General features: G+C 46.8%; 16 protein-coding genes. 10 read left to right on the forward strand and 6 right to left on the reverse strand.

Annotation, left to right across the window (positions count from 1 at the left end):
- Window positions 1–164 precede the first annotated feature (164 nt).
- From PV02_RS10185 to PV02_RS10205, 5 genes are all read left to right on the forward strand, one after another.
- A complete protein-coding gene (locus PV02_RS10185) occupies window positions 165–5,303 on the forward strand; it encodes a PAS domain S-box protein (RefSeq protein WP_256623304.1) in 5,139 nt (1,712 codons plus the stop codon).
- Between the two features lie 253 nt (window positions 5,304–5,556).
- A complete protein-coding gene (locus PV02_RS10190; protein ID WP_256623305.1) occupies window positions 5,557–6,228 on the forward strand; it encodes an acyltransferase in 672 nt (223 codons plus the stop codon).
- A gap of 38 nt (window positions 6,229–6,266) precedes the next feature.
- On the forward strand, window positions 6,267–7,349 hold the full coding sequence (locus tag PV02_RS10195; RefSeq protein ID WP_256623306.1) for a DegT/DnrJ/EryC1/StrS family aminotransferase: 1,083 nt from the start codon (window positions 6,267–6,269) through the stop codon (window positions 7,347–7,349).
- Window positions 7,346–8,278 carry a UDP-N-acetylglucosamine 3-dehydrogenase gene (locus PV02_RS10200; protein WP_256623307.1) on the forward strand — a complete coding sequence of 311 codons (933 nt, stop codon included), beginning with the start codon at window positions 7,346–7,348 and terminating at the stop codon, window positions 8,276–8,278. Before PV02_RS10195 ends, PV02_RS10200 begins: the two co-directional genes overlap by 4 nt.
- A gap of 78 nt (window positions 8,279–8,356) precedes the next feature.
- Complete coding sequence (locus PV02_RS10205; protein ID WP_256623308.1) at window positions 8,357–9,799, forward strand: nucleotide sugar dehydrogenase; 1,443 nt, start codon at window positions 8,357–8,359, stop codon at window positions 9,797–9,799.
- A gap of 10 nt (window positions 9,800–9,809) precedes the next feature.
- Here PV02_RS10205 and PV02_RS10210 read toward each other — a convergent pair whose 3' ends face one another.
- The 3 genes from PV02_RS10210 to PV02_RS10220 form a co-directional block, all read right to left on the reverse strand.
- Window positions 9,810–10,406 carry a VanZ family protein gene (locus PV02_RS10210; protein ID WP_256623309.1) on the reverse strand — a complete coding sequence of 199 codons (597 nt, stop codon included), beginning with the start codon at window positions 10,404–10,406 and terminating at the stop codon, window positions 9,810–9,812.
- Window positions 10,407–10,489: 83 nt separating this feature from the next.
- Window positions 10,490–11,410 (reverse strand): NAD-dependent epimerase/dehydratase family protein, encoded by a 921-nt coding sequence (locus PV02_RS10215; protein WP_256623310.1) that lies wholly within the window; start codon window positions 11,408–11,410, stop codon window positions 10,490–10,492.
- Between the two features lie 108 nt (window positions 11,411–11,518).
- Window positions 11,519–11,671, reverse strand: a complete 153-nt coding sequence (locus tag PV02_RS10220) for a hypothetical protein (protein ID WP_256623311.1) — start codon at window positions 11,669–11,671, stop codon at window positions 11,519–11,521.
- A gap of 386 nt (window positions 11,672–12,057) precedes the next feature.
- Here PV02_RS10220 and PV02_RS10225 point away from each other — a divergent pair, with 386 nt between their 5' ends.
- Window positions 12,058–12,930, forward strand: coding sequence for an MraY family glycosyltransferase (locus PV02_RS10225; RefSeq protein ID WP_256623312.1), 873 nt, complete (start codon window positions 12,058–12,060; stop codon window positions 12,928–12,930).
- A 379-nt stretch (window positions 12,931–13,309) separates the two neighbouring features.
- Here the strand turns inward: PV02_RS10225 and PV02_RS10230 are convergent, their stop codons facing one another.
- Both PV02_RS10230 and PV02_RS10235 read right to left on the reverse strand, forming a co-directional pair.
- Window positions 13,310–14,635: a hypothetical protein gene (locus tag PV02_RS10230; protein ID WP_256623313.1), complete on the reverse strand. Its 1,326-nt coding sequence runs from the start codon at window positions 14,633–14,635 to the stop codon at window positions 13,310–13,312.
- A 353-nt stretch (window positions 14,636–14,988) separates the two neighbouring features.
- Window positions 14,989–17,646, reverse strand: a complete 2,658-nt coding sequence (locus PV02_RS10235) for a putative Ig domain-containing protein (protein WP_256623314.1) — start codon at window positions 17,644–17,646, stop codon at window positions 14,989–14,991.
- Window positions 17,647–18,562: 916 nt separating this feature from the next.
- Here PV02_RS10235 and rfbA point away from each other — a divergent pair.
- The 4 genes from rfbA (at window position 18,563) to PV02_RS10255 (ending at window position 22,436) form a co-directional block, all read left to right on the forward strand.
- Complete coding sequence (gene rfbA / locus PV02_RS10240; protein WP_256623315.1) at window positions 18,563–19,432, forward strand: glucose-1-phosphate thymidylyltransferase RfbA; 870 nt, start codon at window positions 18,563–18,565, stop codon at window positions 19,430–19,432.
- Window positions 19,422–20,507, forward strand: a complete 1,086-nt coding sequence (rfbB, locus tag PV02_RS10245; protein WP_256623316.1) for a dTDP-glucose 4,6-dehydratase — start codon at window positions 19,422–19,424, stop codon at window positions 20,505–20,507. Before rfbA ends, rfbB begins: the two co-directional genes overlap by 11 nt.
- A gap of 43 nt (window positions 20,508–20,550) precedes the next feature.
- Window positions 20,551–21,255: a WbqC family protein gene (locus PV02_RS10250; protein WP_256623317.1), complete on the forward strand. Its 705-nt coding sequence runs from the start codon at window positions 20,551–20,553 to the stop codon at window positions 21,253–21,255.
- 83 nt (window positions 21,256–21,338) lie between these two features.
- Window positions 21,339–22,436 (forward strand): DegT/DnrJ/EryC1/StrS family aminotransferase, encoded by a 1,098-nt coding sequence (locus PV02_RS10255; RefSeq protein ID WP_256623318.1) that lies wholly within the window; start codon window positions 21,339–21,341, stop codon window positions 22,434–22,436.
- Window positions 22,437–22,815: 379 nt separating this feature from the next.
- On the opposite strand, the gene PV02_RS10260 is transcribed toward PV02_RS10255, so the two are convergent.
- Window positions 22,816–24,045: an ATP-grasp domain-containing protein gene (locus PV02_RS10260; RefSeq protein ID WP_256623319.1), complete on the reverse strand. Its 1,230-nt coding sequence runs from the start codon at window positions 24,043–24,045 to the stop codon at window positions 22,816–22,818.
- Between the last annotated feature and the right edge of the window lie 709 nt (window positions 24,046–24,754).

Here is a 24,754-nt window from a genome sequence, read left to right on the forward strand (position 1 = left end):
ACAGATAGTATCTGGACCGATATAGTTCAAACAGGTTTTTAGTAATAATAGCAGCACAATAGGCTTATATATAAATATAAATAAATGCTTATATTAAAGATTCTGCTAAATTCTTATCCACAATGACCAATACGGGAACATTCAGCTCTTCTGCGGCGAAGGACATGACAGACAGAACGGAAGAGAACAGGAAACTAAAAAGACTGGTTAGATCCTCAGAGGCACTTTTCCAGAGTTCGGCCACTGATAGTGGATACCAGGCAACGGTAGATGCCCTTGTGGAAATATCCGGAGCAAAATATGCAGCCTTTATTCTTTATGAAGGAAATGGAGGATGCTTTACCACAGTGGCCATTTCAGGCCCACCTGCACATATCGAAGAGGCCAGCTCCGTACTGGGCATGGAACTTAAAGGGAGCAGGCGGGATATTGACAGCCGCGTTGAAGAGAGGATCCGGAGCAACAGCATCATCCGCTTCAGGGAGCTGAATGAGCTGACCGATGGCATTGTTCCCTGCGGGACCATAAGATTGCTGCAAAAGAGGTTCGGTGTAGGGGAAACTGTGGTTGCCGGGGTAGGGAAAGATAATACCACCATGGGCTATTTCATTATCCTGATGCCTTCCGGCAAAACACTGGAGGATGAAGAGCTTGTGGAGATATTTGCGCGACAGGCAGGACTTCTCATAAGCCGCAAAAAAGCAGAGGAAGAGCTGCGCAAAAGAGAGATGCTGCTTAACACTGCCCAGAGGTTAGCTCATATGGGCAGCTGGGAGTTTGACCTCACCACAGGCCTGATATACGCATCCGAAGAAGCCCTTAAGATATACGGGGCAGAGAACAGGCCTTTCACTATTACCGAGACACAGAAGGCTTCACTGCCCCAATACCGGCAGGTCCTTGACCAGGCCATGACGGGCCTGATAAGAGGGGAACAGCCTTATGACGTGCAGTTCCAGGTAATAAGACAGAGCGACGGTGCGATCCGCCACGTCCATTCGGTTGCGGAGTACAACCCTCAAACGAACAAGGTCATCGGCACCATACAGGACATCACCGAAAGCAAACTCGCACATGCAACCCTCGAGGAGAGCGAGAGCAAGTACCGCACCCTGTTCGAGGCCGCGCTCAGCCCGGTGCTCATTACAGACGCGGAAGGTAATTATATCGATGCCAACAAGGCAGCCCTGGAATTCCTGGAAACCGAAATTGGGTCACTGAAAAAGAGAAAAGTAGGAGATTACGACCCTCCGCATCTGCGTGAGAAACAGGCTGAAGAACATGCACCCTTCCTGCAGCCAAAGACGCTTGAAACAGTGTATGAGGTCAATGGAAAGGAGAAGATACTGCTTTTGAATGTAGTCCCTGTAGAGACCAAGGAAGGAACGCGCTTATACGGCATCGGGCAGGATATCACCGAACGCAAGCTTACCGAGAGGAAACTTGCAGAAGAGGCCGCATGGAGGCAGCTTCTTATAGAGAGGTCCCGCGACGGGATAGTTATACTGGACATGGATGGGAAGGTCTATGAAGCCAATGACAAGTTTGCCACAATACTCGGCTACACTCCGGAAGAGCTTCTTGACCTGTATGTATGGGACTGGGACAGGCAGTGGGAGCCTGAACAGTTGCTGCACATGATACGGAATCCCCATCAACAGGAGGATCATTTCGCCACACGTCACATGCGCAAGGATGGGACACTGATAGATGTGGAAATAAGCTCCAACGAAGTTACCCGTGAGGGGCAGCAGCTGGTTTTCTGCACGTGCAGGGATGTCTCCGACCGCATGCGCACCCAGGAAGCACTGCTTGAAAGAGAGAAGAACTACCGGGAAATATTCAATTCCACCGGCGAGGCGATCTTTATCCATGATGCCGCCACCGGGAAGATAATCGATTTGAACGACGCCATGCTGAAGATGTACGGCTACACCGGCAAGGAAAAGATCCTTTCCAGTACCATAGCCGATATGAGTGCCGGAACTTTCCCCTACATAAGTGAGATGAGCCCGGAAATGGATACGGAGGGGAGTGACAATGAGCCCTTTATCTTTGAATGGCTGGCAAAGAAAGAGAACGGGGAGCTTTTCTGGGTAGAGGTCTCGCGCAAGAGGACAGAGATCGGGGGCAAGGACAGGGTGCTTGCCGTGGTCCGCGACATCACCGAGAGCAGGATGGCCCGGGAGCAGATACGCAAGAGGACGGAGACGCTGGATATGGCCCTGGAGGCCACACGCGCCGGAATATGGGAGCTGGACCTGAGGACCGGCGTTATCAGCCTTGAGGGGCTGGGCAGCTGGGAAAAGATAACAGGATACACTCCTGCTGACTTCGGGCAGCTCAACCTGGAAGTCTGGTCCATGCTTACACATCCGGATGACCGGCCTTCGGTTTACAGGCAACTCTATGACATCATAGCATCAAACAAAGAGTTCTACGTAGCAGAATACCGCATGAGGCACAGGAACGGCGAGTGGGTGTGGGTGCAGGCCAACGGGAGAATATCCGAATATGACAGGGACGGCAGGCCGCTCCGCATGTACGGGACGCACATACCCATTGGCGAGCGCAAGGAAATAGAAGGCGAGCTCAAGTCCAGCGAGGAGAACTTCAGGACCCTTTTCGCGACCCTTGACAACATCATAATAGTCGGAACATATGATGGAAAGGTATTGTATGCAAACCCCGCACTCAGCAACAAACTCGGATACACTTTTGAAGAGATCAGCACCCTCGGCAGCCTCGGGATCTATCCGCACAGCGGACAGAAGGAAGCCATGGAAGCCGTTGAAGTCGCATTGGAAGGTGATACGGACACATGCGTCCTGCCGCTCCAGCACCGGAACGGAACTTTAATACCGGTGGAGACCCGCCTGTGGTGTGGCAAATGGAATGGTGAGGACTGTATATTCTCCATGTCCAGGGACCTCTCGCAGCAGCAGGAAGCCCTGACAAAGTTCCAGAAGCTCTTTGACAGCAATCCGGCATTCATGGCCCTGATGAGTTATCCCGACTTTACTTTTATCGATGTGAACAAAGCATTCCTGCAGAGGATGGGACTGGATAAGGAAAAGATCGCAGGTGAGAATATATGGTCACTGCAGGCTGCTCATTCAATGCAGTTCGCCGACAGGGAAACAATGATGGAGATCGGTGAAGAACTGAGAAGCGCAGGCAGAGTGCAAAACAGGGAAACCATTACAATCACAGGTAGGGGAGAGATCGTTTACGGGCTTTTCTCTGCCGAGATAATTGACAGCCTTGCCCAGAAGATCCTCCTGGTCGTGATCACTGATATCACCGCCCAGAAAAAGGCCGAAGAGGAAGCTACCGCAGCCAGCCGGGCCAAGTCGGAGTTCCTTGCCAATATGAGCCATGAGATGCGCACCCCCCTTAACGGTATAATCGGGTTCACCGACCTGCTCATGCAGACCGACCTGAAGGAGCCTCAAATGCAGTATATGCAGGCGGTCTACACTTCAGCGACCTCACTGCTTGACCTGATAAACGACGTGCTGGACCTGTCCAAGATAGAGGCAGGCAAGCTGGAGCTCGATCCTGAGAGGACGGACCTTGTAGAAATGTGCGAGCAGATAACAGACATCGTGAAACATAAGGCGCATGAGAAGGGACTCGAGCTGCTGCTGGACATCTCCCCGCAACTGCCGCGCTATGTTGCAGCTGACAGGTTAAGGCTTAAGCAGGTGCTTATCAACCTGCTGGGCAATGCGGTCAAGTTCACGGAAAAAGGAGAGGTGGAGCTTAAGGTCGAATCGTCATCCCGAACTTTCATGGATACGGCCGGTATAATATTCTCAGTAAGGGACACAGGGATAGGTATTGCAAGGGAAAGCCATTCCAGGATATTCAGTTCCTTCTCGCAGGCGGATGGCTCCATCACACGCAGGTACGGCGGGACAGGGCTTGGCCTGACCATCTCCAACCGACTGATCGAGAAGATGGGCTCAAGGCTTGAATTTGAAAGCGAGCCCGGAAAAGGGAGCACATTCCATTTCACCGTCACCTTCCCTGCAGAGACAGGAAGGATGGCCATGGAAGAAGATCCCGCAGATGTCCGCAGAGCTCTTATCGTTGACGACAACAGCAGTAATCGCTCCATATTACATGGCATGCTCTCTGCAGCAGGCATCAGGACCGATACGGCATCCTGCGGCGAGGAGGCACTGGGGATGATCGGCGACAGGAACAGCTACGATCTTATTGTAACAGACCACAGCATGCCGTCTATGGACGGACTTGAACTGGCCGGTATGATACGCAATGAACTGGGCATCCCTGCGGAATCCTGTCCTGTCATCCTCCTGCACAATTCCCCGGATGGCTCGCTGGTACATGAGAGATGCAAAGCCCTGGGTATCGGGGCAGTTATCAGCAAGCCGGCCGGGATCAGCCAGCTCATGGGAGCAATCACCCGACTCTGTTCTGCAGAGAGAGGATATGCCGAAGCAGCCTGTGAGGAGGAAAAGGGACACGAAGCGGGGAAACGGTATCAGGAGTGTAGCATTCTGATAGCGGAGGACAATGTGATCAATATGGCTCTCGCATCCACGATCATCTCGGGCCTGCTCCCGCGGGCCAGGCTGATAAAAGCGACTGACGGGCGGCAGGCTGTCCGGGCCTTTAAGGATACGGGACCGGATATGATATTCATGGATATCCAGATGCCTGAGCTAAGCGGATACGATGCTTCCAGGGCCATCCGGAAGATAGAGGCAGATACCGGCGGAAATGACAGGCGCGTACCTATAATAGCGCTTACGGCAGGAACTGTGAAAGGGGAAAAGGAGCGCTGCCTGGAAGCAGGTATGGACGACTATACTACCAAACCCGTGGTGGCGGCAACCATCAGGTCCCTCATGTGCAAATGGCTTCCGGGATCAAAACCTGGCAGGGACACGGGGCCTTCACATCAAATATCAGACCGTGTCCGTTTTGACAGGGACAGGTTGCTGGATAATGTGAACGGTGATGAGGAATTGCTTAACAGGCTTGTAGGTATGGCACTGAGTTCTTTTGCACAGCACCTTGAAAATATCAGATGCTCATTAGCCGGAAACGACCTGGAACAGTTAAGGCGGGATGTGCACAGGATAAAGGGATCTGCACTGAATGTTGGTTTCAATATCCTTGGAGAGCTGGCCGGGGAGATAGAAGAGGCATTGGAAAGCAACGGGCAGATAATACCCGGACTGCTTGAAGAGATGCAGACAGAGATCAGACACCTCGAAAGCGAACTGAAGGAAGGTCCTGACAGACACCTGCCGGCATCTTTACCATAAGAGTTTCTCCTGACAGCTTCTTTCATGTTTGAGAGAAAACTGAGATGGCGTTCTGTTCAAACAGTAGTGCTATTTTATAAATGATTATCCTAATACCATGTATGCCGACCACCGGTTCCTGTTAAAGGATCTGGGCCTGATATCCTGCAAGGAAGCAGGGACAGAATAAACTTAGACTTAAATGTAACAAAGTACTGTAACTGAAATATCTTTATATGGTAAATGAGACATATACCCAAGAGAGTGTGGGCACATGCACAATATTAAAAATAGTTACATCCATACATCTGTAAGGATTTACGGGTCCACGACCGTAGGGGAGAATAGTACGGTAATGGAGAACGTGATCCTGGGATATCCGCAACATGACATCCTGCTCGGGATCACTGAACAGGGTAAGCAGATAGAGGAACTTGACTTCCCTGGCTGCGAGATAGGCAGCAGCTCGTTCATCAGGGCGGGGACGACCATTTTCAGCAATGTGAAGGCCGGCAGCAGGTTGAGGACGGGCCATAATGCCATGATCAGGGAAAGGACGGTCATCGGGGACAATGTGCTCGTGGGAACCAACGTGATAATCGACGGCAACGTGAGCATCGGTAACAATGTCAGTATCCAGGGAAATGCTTATATCCCGACCCATGTGACCATAGAAGACAACGTGTTCATCGGCCCCTGTGCAGTGCTGGCCAATGATAAGTATCCCATAAGGGGAGAATACCATCCGGAAGGACCTGTCATAAGGAAAGGCGCTTCCATAGGTGCTAACTCTACCCTGGTCCCGGGAGTCGAGATAGGAGAAGGGGCCATGGTGGCCGCCGGGGCGCTTGTCACAAAGGATGTGCCCCCCTGGAAACTTGCCCTGGGTTGCCCTGCAAGGATAGCAGACCTGCCTGAAAAACTGCAGAGCCTGAACAAGATATGATCCATTAATTAATTTCCATATAAATCTTCAGTGATACCATGATACTTGTAGCAAAGCCGCAAATTGATGAAGCCGAGATAGAGGCCGTCAGTGAGGTGCTGCGCTCGGGGATGATAGCCCAGGGCCAGCGCGTAGCAGATTTCGAACAGGCCTTCGCAGAATACAACGGTGTCGATCATGCTGTTGCAGTGAACTCAGGGACAGCCGCCCTGCATGCTGCCCTGCTGGCCCACGGGATTGGAAAAGGGGATGAAGTGATAACAAGCCCCTTCAGTTTTGTAGCCACAGCGAACTCCGTGCTGTTCACAGGCGCAACGCCGGTGTTTGCAGATATCGAACCTGAGGCCTTCAGCCTGGACCCGGACCTTGTGGCTGAAAAGATAACTCCCAGGACAAAGGCCATCATGCCCGTGCACCTGTACGGCCATCCGGCCGATATGGATGCCATGAGAGACCTTGCAGAGGATAAGCGTTTACTGCTCATCGAGGATGCATGCCAGTCCCATGGCGCCACCTTCAGGGGGAAGAAGGTCGGCTCCTTCGGAACGGGAGCGTTCAGCTTCTATCCCACCAAGAACATGACCACCAGCGAGGGCGGCATGCTCACGACCGATAGCAGGGAAGTGGCCGAGAAGGCCCGCATGATACGGGCGCACGGCTCAGCACAGCGTTACCTGCATGAGATGCTGGGTTTCAACCTGCGCATGACCGATATCTGCGCAGCCATCGGCCTTGTGCAGCTGGATAAGCTGGACGGCTATACAGCAAAAAGGCAGCAGAATGCAGAGAAGCTCACAAAGGGACTGAAGGATGCCGGGAACATCGTGTGCCCGGCCATAAAGGAGGGATGCAGCCATGTATTCCACCAGTACACCATACGCACCGAGAAGAGAGACGACCTTGCAGCATACCTCAACAGCAGGGGCATAGGCACAGGGATACATTACCCTATTCCCATACACAGGCAGCCCTACTACCAGGAACTGGGCTACACCGACAGCATGCCCATCTCGGAGAAGGCCAGCAGGGAAGTCCTCTCCCTGCCGGTACACCCCCAGCTTGCAGAGGAAGACCTTGACCTTATTATAAACGCAATAAAAGAATGGAGTGGTAACAGGTGATAAGAGCAGGGGTCATTGGCGCCGGAGCCATGGGAAAGAACCATATACGCATCTACAGCGAGATGCCGGATGTGGAGCTTGTGGGTATTTCCGACATAGACCAGGACCTTGTGCAGGGGCTTGCAAAACAGTACGGGACCGAGGCGTTCACCGACTACAGGCAACTCCTTGCAAAGGGCCTGGATGCGGTGAGCATCGTTGTGCCCACAAGGATGCACCGGCAGGTGGCTATCGATGCTATTGAGGCAGGCGCTAATGTCCTGGTGGAAAAGCCCATTGCAGACAGTGTGGAGAATGCCGAGGCCATCATCGATGCAGCAAAGGAGCAAAAGCGCTTTGTCATGGTGGGCCATATCGAGCGCTTCAATCCTGCGGTCATCAGGCTCAAGGAGATCATCGATTCAGGACTGCTCGGCAAGATAGTGTCCATCTCCACAACCAGGGTCGGGCCCTATAATCCCAGGATAAGGGATGTGGGAGTCATCCTTGACATAGGGGTGCATGATATCGATGTGATATCCTACCTTTACAACAGGCGGGCCAACCAGGTGTATGCGGTGGCCGGCGCCGACATACATTCCCAGGAGGACCATGCGACAATCCACATGCGCTTTGACAACGAGTTCTCAGGGCTGGTGGAAGTGAACTGGCTCACCCCTCACAAGGTGAGAAAGCTCACGGCCGTGGGCGTGAAGGGTGTCGCCTACCTGGACTACGTGGACCAGACCGTGGAACTGCATGACAGCGGCTGGGTGCGCAAGGCTAAGATAGAGCAGAAAGAGCCTCTGAAGAACGAGCTTGAACATTTCGTCCGGTGCATACGGGACTGCAAGCAGCCATATCCTGCAGGCGAGGACGGGATGCATGCCCTCCATGTGGGACTGGCGGCCATCCGATCCTATAAGGACAGGCAGCTGATCCAGATATAAGACCGGAGCGCATTACTTACGGACAACGATCATCGAATGAAAATCAACAATTATCAAATTGACAGACCAAGTGGTACCATGAACAATAGCAATAAACTTGAGAGTATTTTAAGGGAGAGAGGCCCCATAAAAAAGATAGGGGTCATTGGTATGGGATATGTGGGTATTCCTGCAGCGGCACTGTTCGCCGATTCTGACAAGTTTGACCATGTACTGGGGTTCCAGCGGGCTTCCTCTTCATCGGGTTACAAGATAAACATGCTCAACCGCGGGGAGAGCCCTCTTAAGGGCGAGGAACCGGGACTGGAGGAGCTGCTGGCAAAGGTCGTGAAGGCAGGGAAGTTCGAGTGTACATCGGATTTCTCAAAGATAGCTGAACTGGATGCCGTGACGCTTGCCATCCAGACGCCCTTTGCGGACTCGAAGGCCCTTGAGCCTGATTTCGGGGCCCTGAAGGACGGCATACGCAATGTGGGAAAATACCTGCAGCCTGGCATGCTTGTGGTGCTTGAGTCCACAATCACGCCTAGAACGACCGATACCATGGCCCGCGAGATACTGGAACAGGAGTCCGGCCTCGTGGCTGGCGAGGACTTCGCACTGGCCCATGCCCCCGAAAGGGTGATGGTGGGCAGGCTGCTGCGTAATATCCAGGAGCACGACCGCATCGTGGGCGGAATCGACGGCCCGAGTACGCAGAGGGCTGTGGAGCTCTACACCCCGGTGCTGACAAAGGGAAAGGTCATATCCATGACAGCCACCGCAGCAGAGGTAACAAAGACAGCCGAGAATACCTTCAGGGACCTGCAGATCGCAGCAGCCAACCAGCTTGCTTTATACTGCGAGGCCATGGGGATCAATGTATATGACGTAAGGGCCGGCATTGACAGCCTCAAGGGCGAGGGCATCACCAGGGCCATCCTCTGGCCGGGTGCAGGCGTGGGCGGACACTGCCTGACCAAGGATACCTACCACCTGGAGCGCGGTGTGAAGCTCGGCACAGAACAGCTGGATTATCCTGCAGACGCCGAGTCCATTTACGTGCTTGCAAGAAGGGTCAATGACTTCATGCCGGTCCACATGTTCAACCTTACCGGGGCAGCCCTTGGCAGGGTGAACGGGAAGATAGAGGGCTCGAAGATAGCCATGCTTGGCTGGGCTTTCATCAACGACTCGGACGACGCACGCAACCCGCCATCCGAGCCTTACAGGGATATGGCCATCGAGGCAGGGGCAGATGTCATGGTGCATGATCCCCATGTGCTCCAGTATCCTGATGTGGAGATACACAAGGATATCGGGAAGGTGCTTAAGGGAGCTGACGCGGTCGTCATCTTTACGGGCCATAAGGAGTATTTCGGCCTAAGTCCGGAGAGCATCAGGGAGCTGACAGGCAGGGACAATCCTGTCATAATCGACGGAAGGAACGTCATTAACCCGGACATGTTCATTGATGCAGGTTTTGTCTACAAGGGCATTGGCCGCGGGGACAAGAACCAGCACCCTATAAAAAAGCAGTAACTATAAGCACCTAATCCTGGTGCTTTCTTTTTTTCCTCTCATGGAGGCCCCATAGTATAAGCCCGAGGAGGATCACTTGGGCCAGCATGAGTCCGAGACCGTTGGCAAACAGGTCTGCAACACTGCTTGTACGTCCCGGCACGTAGGACTGGTGGATCTCATCGCTTATGCCGTACAGTATGCCTACTATGAACGCAAAGGGAGCCGCATATCTCCTCATTACCGAGTTATCAGAGCTACTGAAGGTCATGTGCAGGAAGACACCCAGCCCGAAGTAAAGGAACATGTGGGCGACCTTGTCCTTGTGAGCATAGGCAAATTTCACGAGATCGGTGACAAAATAGATGCCTGCGTCCTCCAGGAAATCCTTGATTGCGTACATTATCGGTATCTTGAACAGATGTGTAGGCACTGCTATATCAGACCTTGATGAGAGGTAGAATATCATGGCCGCATAGGCGATGGTAATTGTGAGGAACAGGTATTTCCTGTTCTTCCAGTAATCATATCTCAGGACCCTGCTGACCGCACCTAGGGAGCCCCTTGCCAGGTGGAGCGACCAAAGGACCAGCTGAGCCACAACTTTATTCTCTGATAGACTTGGCATAGAATCACTTATATGATAGGCTTAAAGTTGAAATAATTATCCGGAACATTCCTTGCTTTGCCTATATTGTTCCCCGGAGGAGCTCATTCAAGCCTCTTGCCTTGCGCCTCTATTACTTCCAGGAGTCCCTCCTGCAAACAGACCTTCGGGGCATAGCCCGCTTTCCTTGCCCCGGATATATCGGAGTAGCTGTGCCTTATATCTCCCTGCACAGGGTCCCTGTACTCTATACCTGCATCCGAACGGAAAGCGTCCAGCACCATGCAGGCAAGTTCGGAGATACTGGTCTTTGTGCCTGTGCCCACATTGAACACTTCCCCTCCGCAGATGTCCTTATCCATGAGCAGAACGATCATATCAACAACGTCATGTGCAGATACAAAGTCCCTTGTCTGTGAACCGTCACCGAAGATTACCGGAGGCAGGCCCTGGCTGACCCTGGATATGAACTTGGAGATAACGCCGGAATACGGGTTGGAAGGATCCTGGCGGGGACTGTAGATATTGAAGGGGCGTATGGAGACCGTCGGGAGGCCGTAGGCCCTGGAATACATGCTGCAGTACTTCTCACCGCACAGCTTGCTTGCCCCGTAGGGTGAAAGGGGTTCCTGGGGATGTGCCTCATCTATGGGCAGGTACCGGGGGTTGCCATAGACCGCTGCGGAACTCATGTAGATGAACTTACGAACATTGCCGATGCGTGCACCTTCCAGCAGGTTAAGGGTGCCGAATATGTTGTTCTGCGCATCGAACACGGGCTCCTGCATGGATCTTACAACGCTTATCTGGGCTGCCGTGTGGATGACCACATCGTGGCTGGCAGCCAGTTCCCGGGCCTGCGGGGAAGAAATATCATCCTTTACAAAGCGCACACCTTCAGGAACGGCATAACTGCTTCCCGAGGACATGTTATCAAGCACGGTCACTTGTGAACCGGCGTGTAACCTGTCCACAAGATAACCTCCTATCTGTCCAAGACCGCCAGTGATCAGAATTTTTTCCATAAAGATTAATACGGGAAGAATTATAAAATCTTAATGCAGGTTTATAAAATAAAAAGAAGATAAGAATAAGAGACAGATCAAAAGCAACTTATGTAAGGCTGCATCCGGTCAGCCTGCAAGCACTTCCATTCTCTCCCTGCCGAGGCTTTCACCTGCGGACATCATGCAATGAAGAGTACAATACATCTTCTCACGTACAAAGTCTTCATAAATGTATATAGGACTACCACATGTTGCACATTTCGTTTCCACTAATTTCACGTTGACCACCAATATTGATTTTACCTACGCAGCATCCATAGCTGCACACTATCTTTGAATAGACAATAACCCATTTATCCTATTCAACTGCTTTATGCTTTCACCTTGTATATAAAGATATGCACATTGTAAAGACGTCATCATAATGATGATTTTTAAAGAATTATCAGCAGCAAAGTTAGCGAGAATAGCATAAAGCCTATATACGATATAGATGCTACGATTATCAAACTGCTTGCACGCACACTTAAAAAATTTCTTAAAAAGAGTGTTATATTATGCTGAATACAAGTTTCCTTTCTGTGATCCATGCCGTTATTCTGGCCTGTTGCTTCCTGATGCCTTTTACTTTTACATATATATCGATGCCCTATTTCATCACGAAATTGACCGAAAAAGGGATCCTTGCGAGAGACTATTACAAACTGAAGATAACCATGGTCCCTGAAAGAGGCGGCATAGCTATACTGCTTGTGGCGATGGTGTGCTTTTCCCTGGCAACGCTCTTTTTCAAGTTCTCCACAACCAATTATGTTGCCCTGATAGTTGTGTCGCTATTCGGGCTTTTCGGAATACTGGATGATATGGTAGATATCGGCAGGGTGACAAAACTGCTGCTTATGTATTATTGTTCCTACCCGCTTATCCAGTATGCGACCACGACTGCCTTTACTTTCCCCACAGTGGGTAACTTCGAGACAGGTATCCTCTACCTGCAGTTCGTGGTGCCTACCTTCGTCCTTGTGGCTTCCAACCTGGTCAATATGCACTCGGGTTTCAACGGACTGGCTTCGGGTCTTTCCACCATAGTGCTCATCTCTCTTACTATAAGGTCCGTAATTGTAGGGGATATCGAGAACATCTTTGCCCTGGTATGCATAGCAGGCGCTACACTGGCCTTTTTCCTATATGACAGGTACCCCTCCAAGATATTCTGGGGCAATGTAGGTTCATTGACAACAGGCGCTGCTATTGGTGCATTCATTATCATACAAGGCTTTGTGATAAGTGGATTCATAATGCTAATACCACACACTATCAACTTCCTGCTTTACGTATACTGGAGGGTAATGAAGTTCCCTGTGGCAAAGTTCGGCAAGACTCGCGAGGATGGCACACTGGAAGTTCCCAATCCTCTTACACTTAAATGGGTTTTGCCTTACTACTACAGGGTCACTGAGAGACAGGCAACATATGCCATGTATATTTTTACCGGCTTCTTCTGTCTGCTGGGAATACTACTTCCCGGAAGGATGTAAGCCCTTTTTATTTTAACGATGTGCATTCTGGTGCTTATGTCATGACAGGCCTTTTTCGGATCATCTGCAGCCACTTTCAAGTCCGTGGTCTGGCCTTCCTCGAATACCGAACCTGAAGCAGGTTCGAAGGACCAGCCGGTGTATGGTCCGGAGCACTCGCTGTAACGATAGAGATTCTCCGGAAGACAAAAAATGTGGCTTTTAATTGGACATTACATATGACTTAGAGGATGCACTTGAAAGTGCCTGAGCAAATATCGGATGCATCCTCCTGCGGAAACTTGGAGCGAAGTGAACTATCCTTCCCATAAAGGGAAGGGGCTTATCCTTTTTTTGAATAGTGATAAGTGGACTGTGATAAGATATATTAAGGGACTGATCACTCAAGCGGGGCGCGGAAAAAATCACGGAGGAAAACAACGAAATTCCGTAACCAGGAATCAGAGCTTGATGCAGAATTGTCAGTACCCGGATAGTCAGAAGAGTCTCCGGTATTCTCGATACCATAAACTAAGAACTTGAATGACATATCCCTTCCTATATCCGTCACAGCGTCCGACCAGCTGCCAGAGGTCCTTACTACATAGCTTGATGTCCCATCATATGTTGCCGAGCTAAGAATGCTCTGAAGCGCAGGATCAACATCAATTAAAGAATTACCCGCATCCGTGCACCACCGAGAAGCTTTAGTTGATTTAGGGCTGCTGAAGTACATGAAATATGTCTTACCCTTCTCTAAGAGAATGGGGTCCTTCAAGGTCAGAGTATACCATCGCCTGTCAAATACCCCGGTGCCACTGCCGGAGACATAGACCTCGTCAGCAGACAGGAAAACACCGCTTGAAATGACTTTCCCGTTGTAATCGTTCTCACAGATATAATAATACAAATCATCCTTCGGACGGACTGATGAACCAGTTGCATGGAAAGTGTTCCATGGCATTGAGATCTGAGTGATAACTTTCTCTTGATCGTAATTCGTGAATACCTGACCTACTTTGTTGGTCCCGTAGATCATCGCATAGTTGTGGCGATAAGGCTGTCCGTGGTAAGTACCATCAGTAAATATTAAAACAAAATTAGGCATGTTACGTTCGCTGGGATCGGTGTTCCACTTTTTCCCATCGAAATATGCTACATTTGTCCTTGCCACCTTGTCATTTCGACCCTTGTTTTCCCCATTGTAGTCATAAGGAAGGTAGATATCTCCGGAAATACCGTCTGTCGACTTGGATGCATAAAAACCTACCCAGCTTTTGGTGCTTGTAGGGGTTGGTCCGCTTAGGTATTGAACAACGATCCAGTAGGTCTGGCCTTTTTTCAGGGCCACATTCGGCGATATGTCAACCGTGGACCATATCCGGTCCTTAGGATTGGATAATGTGCCTTTCCCAAGTACTGTGCCGCTTGGGTAACTTCCGGAGTTGGTCTGTATCTGAACACCCCACAGTGGCTGATCCGTTTCCGGAAAATCACATCCCGGAAGCAGCATTACCTCATCGAGTGTAATATCAGCAGGAGCCACATATTTAATAGCCATTTTAGCTGTCGGGCTTTTAAGCAGATTGCTTGATCCGCCGCTCAGAATATTGATCTCATTCACAGGACCAAGATCGACGGCATCCAATGCAGGTGCAGAATTAGCTAAGGGTATGAAAAAGATGAATAACAAGACTATGGCCCCGGCTATCCTCTGGAATTTCATGGTTCATACCTCAGAAGAATGCCTAAAAAGAATATCCAGCGTCTCATTGCATTTGATCCAAGACAGAATGTGGTTTTGGGCATTATGGCCTCGATATCTCAAACTTATAGTGCTAATGCACTTTTCAGTTAAAGCCTTTATTATGCTGACAGAATTCTTTGGCACGCACCAGTTGAATAAATGAGTATTGATCGCAACCGCAATACTGCCATCAAGGTCCTGGATCGGGTTGCAGGAACTACTTCAAACCGGTGGTCTCCGACAGTAGTCCCGGATATGAGGTCTAAAACAGCCCCATATATCGCACGGGAGCCGCATACAAAGAAAAAAGGACATAGTGACGCAACAATGCATCACTTGAATGTCTCTCCAAAACGGGCAGCTACAAGGGACATGTCCTGAACGTTTACGATACCATCCTGATTGACATCCCAACGAGGCAGGCTACCTGAATAGACTTTTCCATAGTTCTGCCCGACCAGAGTTATGTCTAGGATGTTGACAATGCCATCCTGATTGACATCCCACCTTGGATGGACATCGGTGACAGTGATCGCATAGGCCTGGCTCACATAACTGTTCCCGTCACTTACAATGACATCTATCAGGTATGTACCCGCAGAGGAATAGTCAGTGATCCACTGATAGTTTGCATGGTTACTTACCTGCACTTCATTGATGAGTATAGCGTAGCTAAGTATCTGGTTCTCGGGATCCTCTGCAAGCACTCGCATGTTAATGGTCCGGCCTTCCTCGAACACCGAGCCTGAGGCGGGCTCGAAGAGGGTTATCACTGGTGCGCGGTTAAGGGGGGTTACTGTAATGGTCGCGACTGCACTATCATTAAGATAACCGTCGTTGACGTTGAATCTTACACTGTATATGCCTTCTTGACCTGCCGAGGGAGTCCAACTGAAGATCCCTGAAGACACATCGAATGCAGCACCTTGCGGAATGTATCCGACGGAGTATGTCAGGGGGTCACCTTCAGCATCTGTAGCGCTCACTGCAAATGTAAGGGTTGATTCTTCCTCTACAGAAACCTCAGGGATGGTATCAAATACAGGCGCCGTGTCCACAAGCACGGAGGCACAGTAGATATCACAGGGAGCAGAGTTGGAATATGCATCGCTCACTACCACATTGGACAGTGTCAGTTCCATTAGTCCGCTCGAGGGACCAGCGATCATATTGATCGTGGCTACGGTTCCAGGTGTTGAAACCGTTCCGGAGCCTATTATGGCAGAGTAGACATTTGTGAGTATCCCGGCAGAACTATCGATCATTCCGCTCTGGAATATGCTGGTCAGGCTGCCGGCTTTGAACAATCCACCCTCTACTACCGATACAGCAGAAGCAAGGCTGCCGTATTGCAAATTGAACTGGGATCCTGCGAGGGGTTGTTTTGGATCTATATACACATCAACAGAGAATGCTTCACCTGGAGCCACCACATTTGCAGATGGGACAATGCTGATGTATGAATGTTCAGAGCCTGTGACCAATACATTCCATGTCCTTGACACAGTGCCAAGATCCGTGATTCCTTCAAACCTCACACTGAATGAGCCTGGGGCATCCCACCGATGCGTATAGGTATCGCCGCTGGACATTTGTACACCGGTGATGTACCATTGCTTACTGATGAACTGCTCATCAGAGTTTACGCTGAAGGTGCTAGATTCACCCACACTGGCAGTGAGATCGGTCTCAGAAGGCAGGAATGAAATGCCAGAGCCTGAAGTTTCGGGAGTTGATCCGGGGTTGTCAGTATCCGGGTTGGCAGAGGGATCTTCGGAGCCCCCGATAATATAGCCTGAAAACTTGAATGACATATCCCTTCCTATGTCCGTTACAGCACCCGACCAGCTGCCATAGGTCCTTACTACATAGCTTGACGCTCCATCATGGGTCGTAGAGCTAAGAATGCTCTGAAGCGCAGGATCAACATCAATTAAAGAATTACCTGCATCCGTGCACCAATAAGAACTTGTGGTCGAGCCCGGGCTACTGAAGTACATGAAATATGTCTTACCCTTTTCTAAGAGAATGGGGTCCTTCAAGGTCAGAGTATACCATCGCCTGTCAAATACCCCGGTGCCACTGCCGGAGATATAGACCTCGTCAGCAGACAGGAAAACACCGCTTGAAATGACTTTCCCATTGTAATCGTTCTCACAGATATAATAATACAAACTGTCCTTCGGACTGACTGATAAATCAGTGGCGTGGAAAGTGTTCCATGGCATTGAGATCTGAGTGATAACTTTCTCTTGATCGTAATTCGTGAATACCTGACCTACTTTGTTGGTTCCGTAGATCATCGCATAGTTGTGGCGATAAGGCTGTCCGTGGTAAGTACCGTCAGTGAACTGAAGAACAAAAGTAGGTATAATGCGCCCATTAGGATCGTTACGCCACTTAGTTCCATCGAAATATGCTACACTTGTCCTTGCCACCTTATCATTTAGACCCTTATTTATCTCATTGTAGTCATAAGGAAGGTAGATATCTCCTGAAATAGCATCTGTAGACTTGGATGCATAAAAACCCACCCAGCTTTTGGTGCTTGTAGGGGTTGGTCCGCTTAGGTATTGAACAACGATCCAGTAGGTCTGGCCTTTTTTCAGGGCCACATTCGGCGATATGTCAACCGTGGACCATATCCTGTCCTTAGGATTGGATAATGTGCCTTTCCCAAGTACTGTGCCGCTGGGATAGCTTCCGGAGTTGGTCTGTATCTGAACGTCCCACAATGGCTGATCCGTTTCCGGAAAATCACATCCCGGAAGCAGCATCACCTTATCGATTACGGTATCAGCCGGAGCCACGTATTTAATAGCCATTTTAGCTGTGGGGCTTTTAAGCAGATTGCTTGATCCGCCGCTCAGAATATTGATCTCGTTTGCCGGCCCAACATCGATGGCATCTAATGCAAGTGCAGTATTAGCTAAGGATACGAAAAATGTAAGCAATAAAAAAACGGTCCTTGTTGTTTTCTGATACTTCATGGTTCATGCCTCAACATGCTCTCATAAAGCCAAATTTTCATGTGCATATACATCAACGATATGAACATAGAACAAGATGCCATGTACCGGGATTTAGGAGATAAGCATCTGCTTCATCTATTTCAAGTCTTTAATATCTGAAATATCTCGAAAGGCTTTGATGCTTATGAACATCAAATGAACACATGGAATCCGACATCTCCGGAATCAGCTTTAATTATTCAGGCCCATTTGCCCGATCTTCTGACTCCAATGGATTCTCTTAATGGTCATTGTGGATGTACTTCTAACCATGATTAACACTTCTTTAATTGATCGCATTTAATCTGTTATACAAATAAAGACTCAATCTGAACGGATTCGGACATATAGCATTTATAATGAATCTGTTTTTTGAACCAGACAGAAATCCCATTTCCGGGATAAAAAATAAGCTCAATCCTTTTAATTTGATGAGTCGAGGAATACAACTAACAGGAAGAATAAAGGCCAATCAGCTGGAAGAACAGATCAGTCCTCTCTGGAAATTGTAAGAACACTGCAAGACTGCGTTATAAATAACAAGGATATCTGCTGCTGATCGGATTCCTGATCTACCTGAGATCATAGAGTGAAAATATAATAAGGATCTATGAAACCTATACATGGAAATAGGGCTTATTGTGGAAACCTATTTAATATCCAATTAATAGTTCTACAAATCCAAACAGAAATGAGATCATATTGTGCTTTGTTTAAGCATTCAGACAGTAGCATTGGTATTTCAACCTTGAAGCACGCATTTATAAGAACATAAATTTTCTACACACCCTTTGCTGAGAAAAGTTATATAGATACATATATAAAATATATGCAAACCAATACAAATACCCAGTTACTAATGATAATATAATAGTTATATTAAAGGAGATCTAAGATGAAAGGTATTATACTAGCAGGCGGTAATGGGACTAGACTATATCCTGTCACATTTCCCATATGTAAGCAGCTTTTGCCAATATACGATAAGCCCATGATCTATTATCCATTATCTGTGCTAATGTTGTCAGGCATCAAGGAAATACTGATAATTTCAACCCCGAATGACCTACCCTCGTTCGAAAAACTTTTTGGCGATGGTTCCGGCTTGGGGCTTTCCATCTCATATAAAGTTCAACCATCTCCTGACGGCTTAGCCCAGGCATTTATTCTTGGGGAGGAGTTCATTGGCGACGATAGTGTTTGTCTGGTCCTGGGGGACAATATATTTTATGGGCCGGGGTTCTCTCCACTCTTAAGGAAATCAGCAGAAATTAAAGACGGTGCAGTTATCTTTGGGTATCAGGTGAAAGACCCCGAAAGATTCGGAGTGGTGACTTTTGATAAAAATAAAAATGTCTTGAGTATAGAAGAAAAACCGGAAAATCCAAAGTCACAGTATGCTGTAACCGGGCTATATTTCTATGATAACAATGTGATTGAGATAGCAAAGAATTGCAAACCTTCAGAAAGGGGTGAACTGGAGATCACATCTGTCAACGAGGAATACCTAAGAAGAGGAAATTTGAAGGTCGAACTTCTGGGACGTGGATTTGCCTGGCTTGATACGGGAACTCATGATAGTCTGATAGCTGCAAGCCATTTTGTACAAACCATCGAACAAAGGCAAGGGTTCAAAATTGCCTGTCTAGAAGAGATTGCTTACAACAACGGATGGATGAGTCAAGAGCAGCTTCTTAAGACGGCAAATATACTTAAAAAGACCGACTATGGCCAATATCTACAAGGGTTATTGAATGACATCTGATAACAATATACTGATAACAGGTGGAGCAGGTTTTATAGGGAGTAATTTTATTACCTATATAATAGACAAGTATAACGAGTACAATATTATTAACCTTGACCTATTAACATATGCAGGTAACCTGGATAACCTGAAAGAGGTCGAAGGCAATCCAAGATATAAATTCATAAAGGGAGATATTTGCAACCGCGAATTGGTAGAATTCATATTCAAGGAATACTCCATCAATAGTGTTATTCATTTTGCAGCTGAATCACATGTTGACAATTCTATCAAGCAGCCTGATGTGTTCGTAAGGACAAATGTCATTGGGACCCATACTCTTATCGATGTAGCCTACAAGTTCTGGATGGAAAAACCATTTAGTTATAAGAAAGAATATATCCGGGAGTGCAATCATTCATCTGACGATCAAAAGCTATCACTTCCCCGTTTTCACCACATATCGACTGATGAGGTATATGGGACGTTAGGTGAAACCGGACTTTTTACCGAAAGAACTCCATATGCTCCAAATTCACCATACAGTGCTAGCAAAGCAGGCAGTGATATGATAGTCAGAAGCTACTACCATACTTATGGATTAAATACCATAATCACAAACTGTTCAAATAACTATGGGCAAAAGCAGCATGATGAGAAATTAATTCCCACGGTGATCCGAAACGCCATCCATGGCAGGCCGATACCGATATATGGTAATGGCAAGAATATTCGTGACTGGTTATATGTACTTGACCATTGCAAAGCAATAGACATAGCTTATCATAAAGGGAAAGCTGGCGAAACATATAATATCGGCGGCAGGAACGAGAAAGAGAATAACTATGTTGCCACCAAAATATGCCAAACACTGGATAAACTCAAGCCAAAACAAAAAGGAAGCTACCTAGACCAGATAACTTATGTTGAGGACAGGCACGGGCATGATAAAAGATATGCTATCGACGCAAGTAAGATAGAGAATGACCTTTGCTGGAAAGCAGAAGAGAATTTTGAAAGCGGAATTGTGAAAACCGTAAAATGGTATTTGCACCACTATAATGTGGATTTCAGGGACTGTAACGATGAATGAATTGCTATGTCTATCTTTTTAGCTTTGAGAGTATAGTGATCTTATGAAAATAGGAATAATGCAGCCATATTTTCTTCCTTACATTGGCTATTGGCAACTTTTGAATGCGGTTGATAAGTACATCATTTGCGATAACATGCAGTTCACGAAAAAAGGGTGGATGCGTCACAATTACATCCTCCAGGACGGTAAGCCTGCAATGTTTACAGTCCCTCTTAAGAAAGACTCACGTGATCTGGATATCTGTGACAGGTATATAGCAGACCAATACTTTGAAAAGGATGCAGCTAAGATACTTAGAAGAATTGAGAGTGCATATCGGAAAGCTCCTCATTTCAAAGAGGTAATGCCTGTTTTGGAGCAGTGCTTCCTATGTAAAGAAGAGAACCTTTTTTCATTTATCTTTAATTCGGTGAAGGTCATTTCCATCTACCTCGGGATCACAACCGAGATTCTTGTATTATCGCATATCGAAATGGATCATTCTTTAAAGAAGCAGGACCGTGTTATCGAAACATGTAAAAAAGCCAATGCAGATATATATATCAATGCAATCGGCGGCCTGGAACTTTATGATAAGGAGATCTTTGCTGAAAATGGGATTGAGCTTAAATTCATTAAATCTGATAACATTGAATACGAGCAGTTCCAAAACGAGTTTGTGCCAAGTCTATCAATAATCGATGTGATGATGTTCAATTCCACAGAGGAGATTAGAGATATGCTTGGCAGGTATGTATTAATATGAAGCCAGTATCATGCTCCCGAGCCAAACAGTATGGCTGCAATATTCAATAACCATAAAAGCAAGAACGAATGCAGGGCCAATAAATGATCAACGTAACCAGACCATATTTACCTGAAAGGGAAAAATTGGATGAATATATTGACAGTATATATGAGACATCCATTTTAACCAATAACGGTCCATTAGTCCAGGAACTGACAAAGAGATTACAGGAATATCTAGGTGTTGAGAATCTTCTTCTGGTATCTAATGGGACAGTTGCTTTACAGATTGCATATAGGGTTTTTAGTTTGTCCGGACAAGCAATAACCACTCCATTCAGTTTTGTAGCAACGACAAGTTCACTGGTCTGGGAGAGAATTGAACCGGTCTTTGTAGACATAGATCCTGAAACCCTGTGCATGGACCCTTCCAAAATAGAGGACGCCATAACATCAAGAACTACAGCAATAGTACCAGTACATGTTTTTGGGAATTCCTGTGAAGTTGAACAGATAAGTAAAATAGCGTCTGAGAGAGATCTAAAGGTCATCTATGATGGAGCGCATGCCTTTGGGGTGCAGTATAAAGGAAAGAGCCTTCTGGCCTACGGTGATGCAACAACACTGAGCTTTCATGCCACCAAACTGTTCCATACGATAGAGGGTGGAGCAATTATCTTTAAAGACAGGGACGCTTATAATAAAGCCCGTCTAATGATCAATTTTGGAATTGATAACTCTAATTCGGTTGTAGGAGTAGGCATTAATGCCAAGATGAATGAATTTCAGGCAGCAATGGGTTTATGCGTACTTGATGAAATAGGTACGATCATGACAGAACGTAAAAATATATGGCATCAATACCAAAAGTCTTTGGAGGGGCTTTTGAAGTTCATAAAATATAACCCGAGTGCCAGTAATAACTATAGCTACGTTCCTGTGCTCTTAGAGAGCGAAGAAGTGCTTTTGGAAATAAAAGATGAAATGAACAAGCAAGGCATAAACCCACGCAGATATTTCTTTCCATCCCTGGACACACTGCCTTATATGAATTCGCAGAGCTTGAAATATATATCAGGCGATATATCAAAGCGAATAATGTGCCTTCCCATATATCCGGGAATGAGTTCAGGTGAAGTACAAAGTGTTATCAAAGTAATTGAATCATGTTTGAGTGCAAAGTACGCTACTATTAAGTAAATGAGGCTGTATCCACTTTTAGTTATTGGAGTGTTCTTCTACCACAATCTTAGCATGCTTTTATTTACATTAATTTTACTTTTAAATGACTTTTTATCAATTAAGGAAATCAATATCCAGAGAGGCAAGAAAGTCATAGATGAGTTTTACCAAAGTAATTATGCTGTGAGAAGTTCAAAGGCATTGCTGCAGGAGTTTTAAGAAGTAAGAGGAGCATTCGGGCCTTAAGATGTACAAGCGATTGACAGGTCCTGAAAAAGATAGAGGAGAAGAGCAGGATAAAGTTGGTAAAATAATAATATGAGGCAGGGGGATCGAAGACAAAATTATTAATGCACGAGATTAATAACTCTGTGCAGCCAATCTCTTCAATGCCATATCACCATATTATACCTTTTACTCCCTCAGAGGTCTCCACATCGATCTCAAACAGAGCTTTTATTTCACTTATTGTATTTTCGCATTCTTCTTTAGTTTTACCTTTGATGAGGATAGGACCCAGACGCTGGCCTTTATCGGTCATGACTTTAGTTTCCATTCCTACAAACAGAGGATCAATATACACTTTCTGTACACCTGATATTGATCTTATCTTTTCAAAACCTCTGATCTCCTTAACAAAGCCCTTTGGCAGCGTGAACAGTAAATATCCGGATACATCACTCTCTATGTTTTGAACATCTATCTCCTCTGCATTCCCCACAGCAACATCAAGTAAGAGACTGTTTACGTCAATGCCCGTAGCTAATGGTATTAGATGAGATGAGATACATATAGCGGCACCTCGGGCAGCACATTCCACAAGGTATATATCTCCCGTTGCTTCTTCAACTATGTATTCGCAATGGGTAACACCAAACTTTAAACCAAAACCCTCGATTAGAGCTTTATTCGTTCTAAATAGCTGCTCCTCGATATCATTCTCTGCAACAGATGTGAAAAGGGTTTTGCTGGGAATGAATATATCGGGGATATCGAACAACTGCCTTTTCCCGATAGCTAAATTAGTGAATTTGTAATTTGAAGCAAAGCCTGCAATTACATACTCTGGTCCCTCGATGTACTTTTCTACAATCAAGCAGTCCTCTTTAGAGAAAGCAATTGAGTGGTTGAATTTATCCTCCAGCTCATTAATGTTCCGTATGACATATATGCCTCTGCTGCCCGCGCTATCCGTGGGCTTTATGATCACCGGAAGACCAATATCCAGGCACTTTTCCCTGGCCTCGTCCAAAGTTGAGACCCTATAGTATTCCGGGTTCTTTATTCCCAATTTAGTGCATTCGTTACGCATTAAATATTTATTAGTGAATTTCAGAGCACAGTCATATCCGATACCTGGCAGGCCCAGTTTCTCAGTGACATAAGCAATGGTTGGAACCGGGAAATCAAGCTGATCCGTAACTATCCCGTCGACCTGCTCTTTTGCAGCAGCTTCCAATACTTTTTCTTTGTCGGTTATGTCAATTTCGCATATCTTATCTGCATATTTTAAACCGGGATAATCACCTGAGCAACTGACAACAATAACTTCAAATCTACGTTCCTTGGCCAGTTTAATTATCGGAACCTGTGTTTTAGCGGCTCCAAGGATCATAATTTTTTTCATATTCGCATGCACCCCTAATGAGATTTTATAACATATAGCACTGTATAATTATAATTATATATAACTGTACTGAAAATGCATTCCTTAGATCATCAGGTTAGCATATTCCCTGCAGAGTGTAAAATTAAACTTAAGTCATTATATTTTCGGCTATACAGGAAGACAAGGAATTGTATAAGAAAATCTATGCGCAATCTATACCCAGCCATAATTTTTTCCATTTTTGTACCTCCTTCTATTAGCAGCGATCAAACTTTAGTTCTTTTCTTTGATATGAACACAATATTAAGGATATCTTTTTCATTTATGATGCACCCTCTAAGGAGGTTGTAATCTAGAACTATAATGAATAAGTGATTTTTCTATTTATAGTAATTTAATTCCATGACCCAGAATAATTTATACTTGACAAATCCAAGTTTAAATCTTAATTGACACTCCTGAGAACGAATCCCAATATCGGAAAAAGAACAGCAGGATCAAAACAATTAGAAGAATCAGCCTGATTGCAGAGGTTACCTTAATAAATCCTGATATTAGCTTTTAAAAGAAGTGTGGATGAAGGACATAGGTCCTCCGATCCACATTAGACTGTGCATAAAATGTTCGGATATCTCAGGTGCAGTCATCACAATAACTTGAATGACATGTCTCCTTTTTGATCCGATACAGCATTTGCCCAGGTACTAGTAGTTCTCATTACATAGCT

The sequence above is a fragment of the Methanolobus chelungpuianus genome (genome assembly GCF_024500045.1).
In the GTDB taxonomy this organism is placed as follows: Archaea; Halobacteriota; Methanosarcinia; order Methanosarcinales; family Methanosarcinaceae; genus Methanolobus; species Methanolobus chelungpuianus.

Bases quoted from the DNA above. Each gene is read 5' to 3' on its own strand.
- PV02_RS10260 (WP_256623319.1), bottom strand. From the start codon at position 24,045: ATGAAAAAAATTATGATCCTTGGAGCCGCTAAAACACAGGTTCCGATA.
- rfbB (WP_256623316.1), top strand. From the start codon at position 19,422: ATGACATCTGATAACAATATACTGATAACAGGTGGAGCAGGTTTTATA.
- PV02_RS10215 (WP_256623310.1), bottom strand. From the start codon at position 11,410: ATGGAAAAAATTCTGATCACTGGCGGTCTTGGACAGATAGGAGGTTAT.
- PV02_RS10185 (WP_256623304.1), top strand. From the start codon at position 165: ATGACAGACAGAACGGAAGAGAACAGGAAACTAAAAAGACTGGTTAGA.
- PV02_RS10195 (WP_256623306.1), top strand. From the start codon at position 6,267: ATGATACTTGTAGCAAAGCCGCAAATTGATGAAGCCGAGATAGAGGCC.
- PV02_RS10205 (WP_256623308.1), top strand. From the start codon at position 8,357: ATGAACAATAGCAATAAACTTGAGAGTATTTTAAGGGAGAGAGGCCCC.
- PV02_RS10210 (WP_256623309.1), bottom strand. From the start codon at position 10,406: ATGCCAAGTCTATCAGAGAATAAAGTTGTGGCTCAGCTGGTCCTTTGG.
- PV02_RS10230 (WP_256623313.1), bottom strand. From the start codon at position 14,635: ATGAAATTCCAGAGGATAGCCGGGGCCATAGTCTTGTTATTCATCTTT.
- PV02_RS10190 (WP_256623305.1), top strand. From the start codon at position 5,557: ATGCACAATATTAAAAATAGTTACATCCATACATCTGTAAGGATTTAC.
- rfbA (WP_256623315.1), top strand. From the start codon at position 18,563: ATGAAAGGTATTATACTAGCAGGCGGTAATGGGACTAGACTATATCCT.
- PV02_RS10255 (WP_256623318.1), top strand. From the start codon at position 21,339: ATGATCAACGTAACCAGACCATATTTACCTGAAAGGGAAAAATTGGAT.
- PV02_RS10250 (WP_256623317.1), top strand. From the start codon at position 20,551: ATGAAAATAGGAATAATGCAGCCATATTTTCTTCCTTACATTGGCTAT.
- PV02_RS10235 (WP_256623314.1), bottom strand. From the start codon at position 17,646: ATGAAGTATCAGAAAACAACAAGGACCGTTTTTTTATTGCTTACATTT.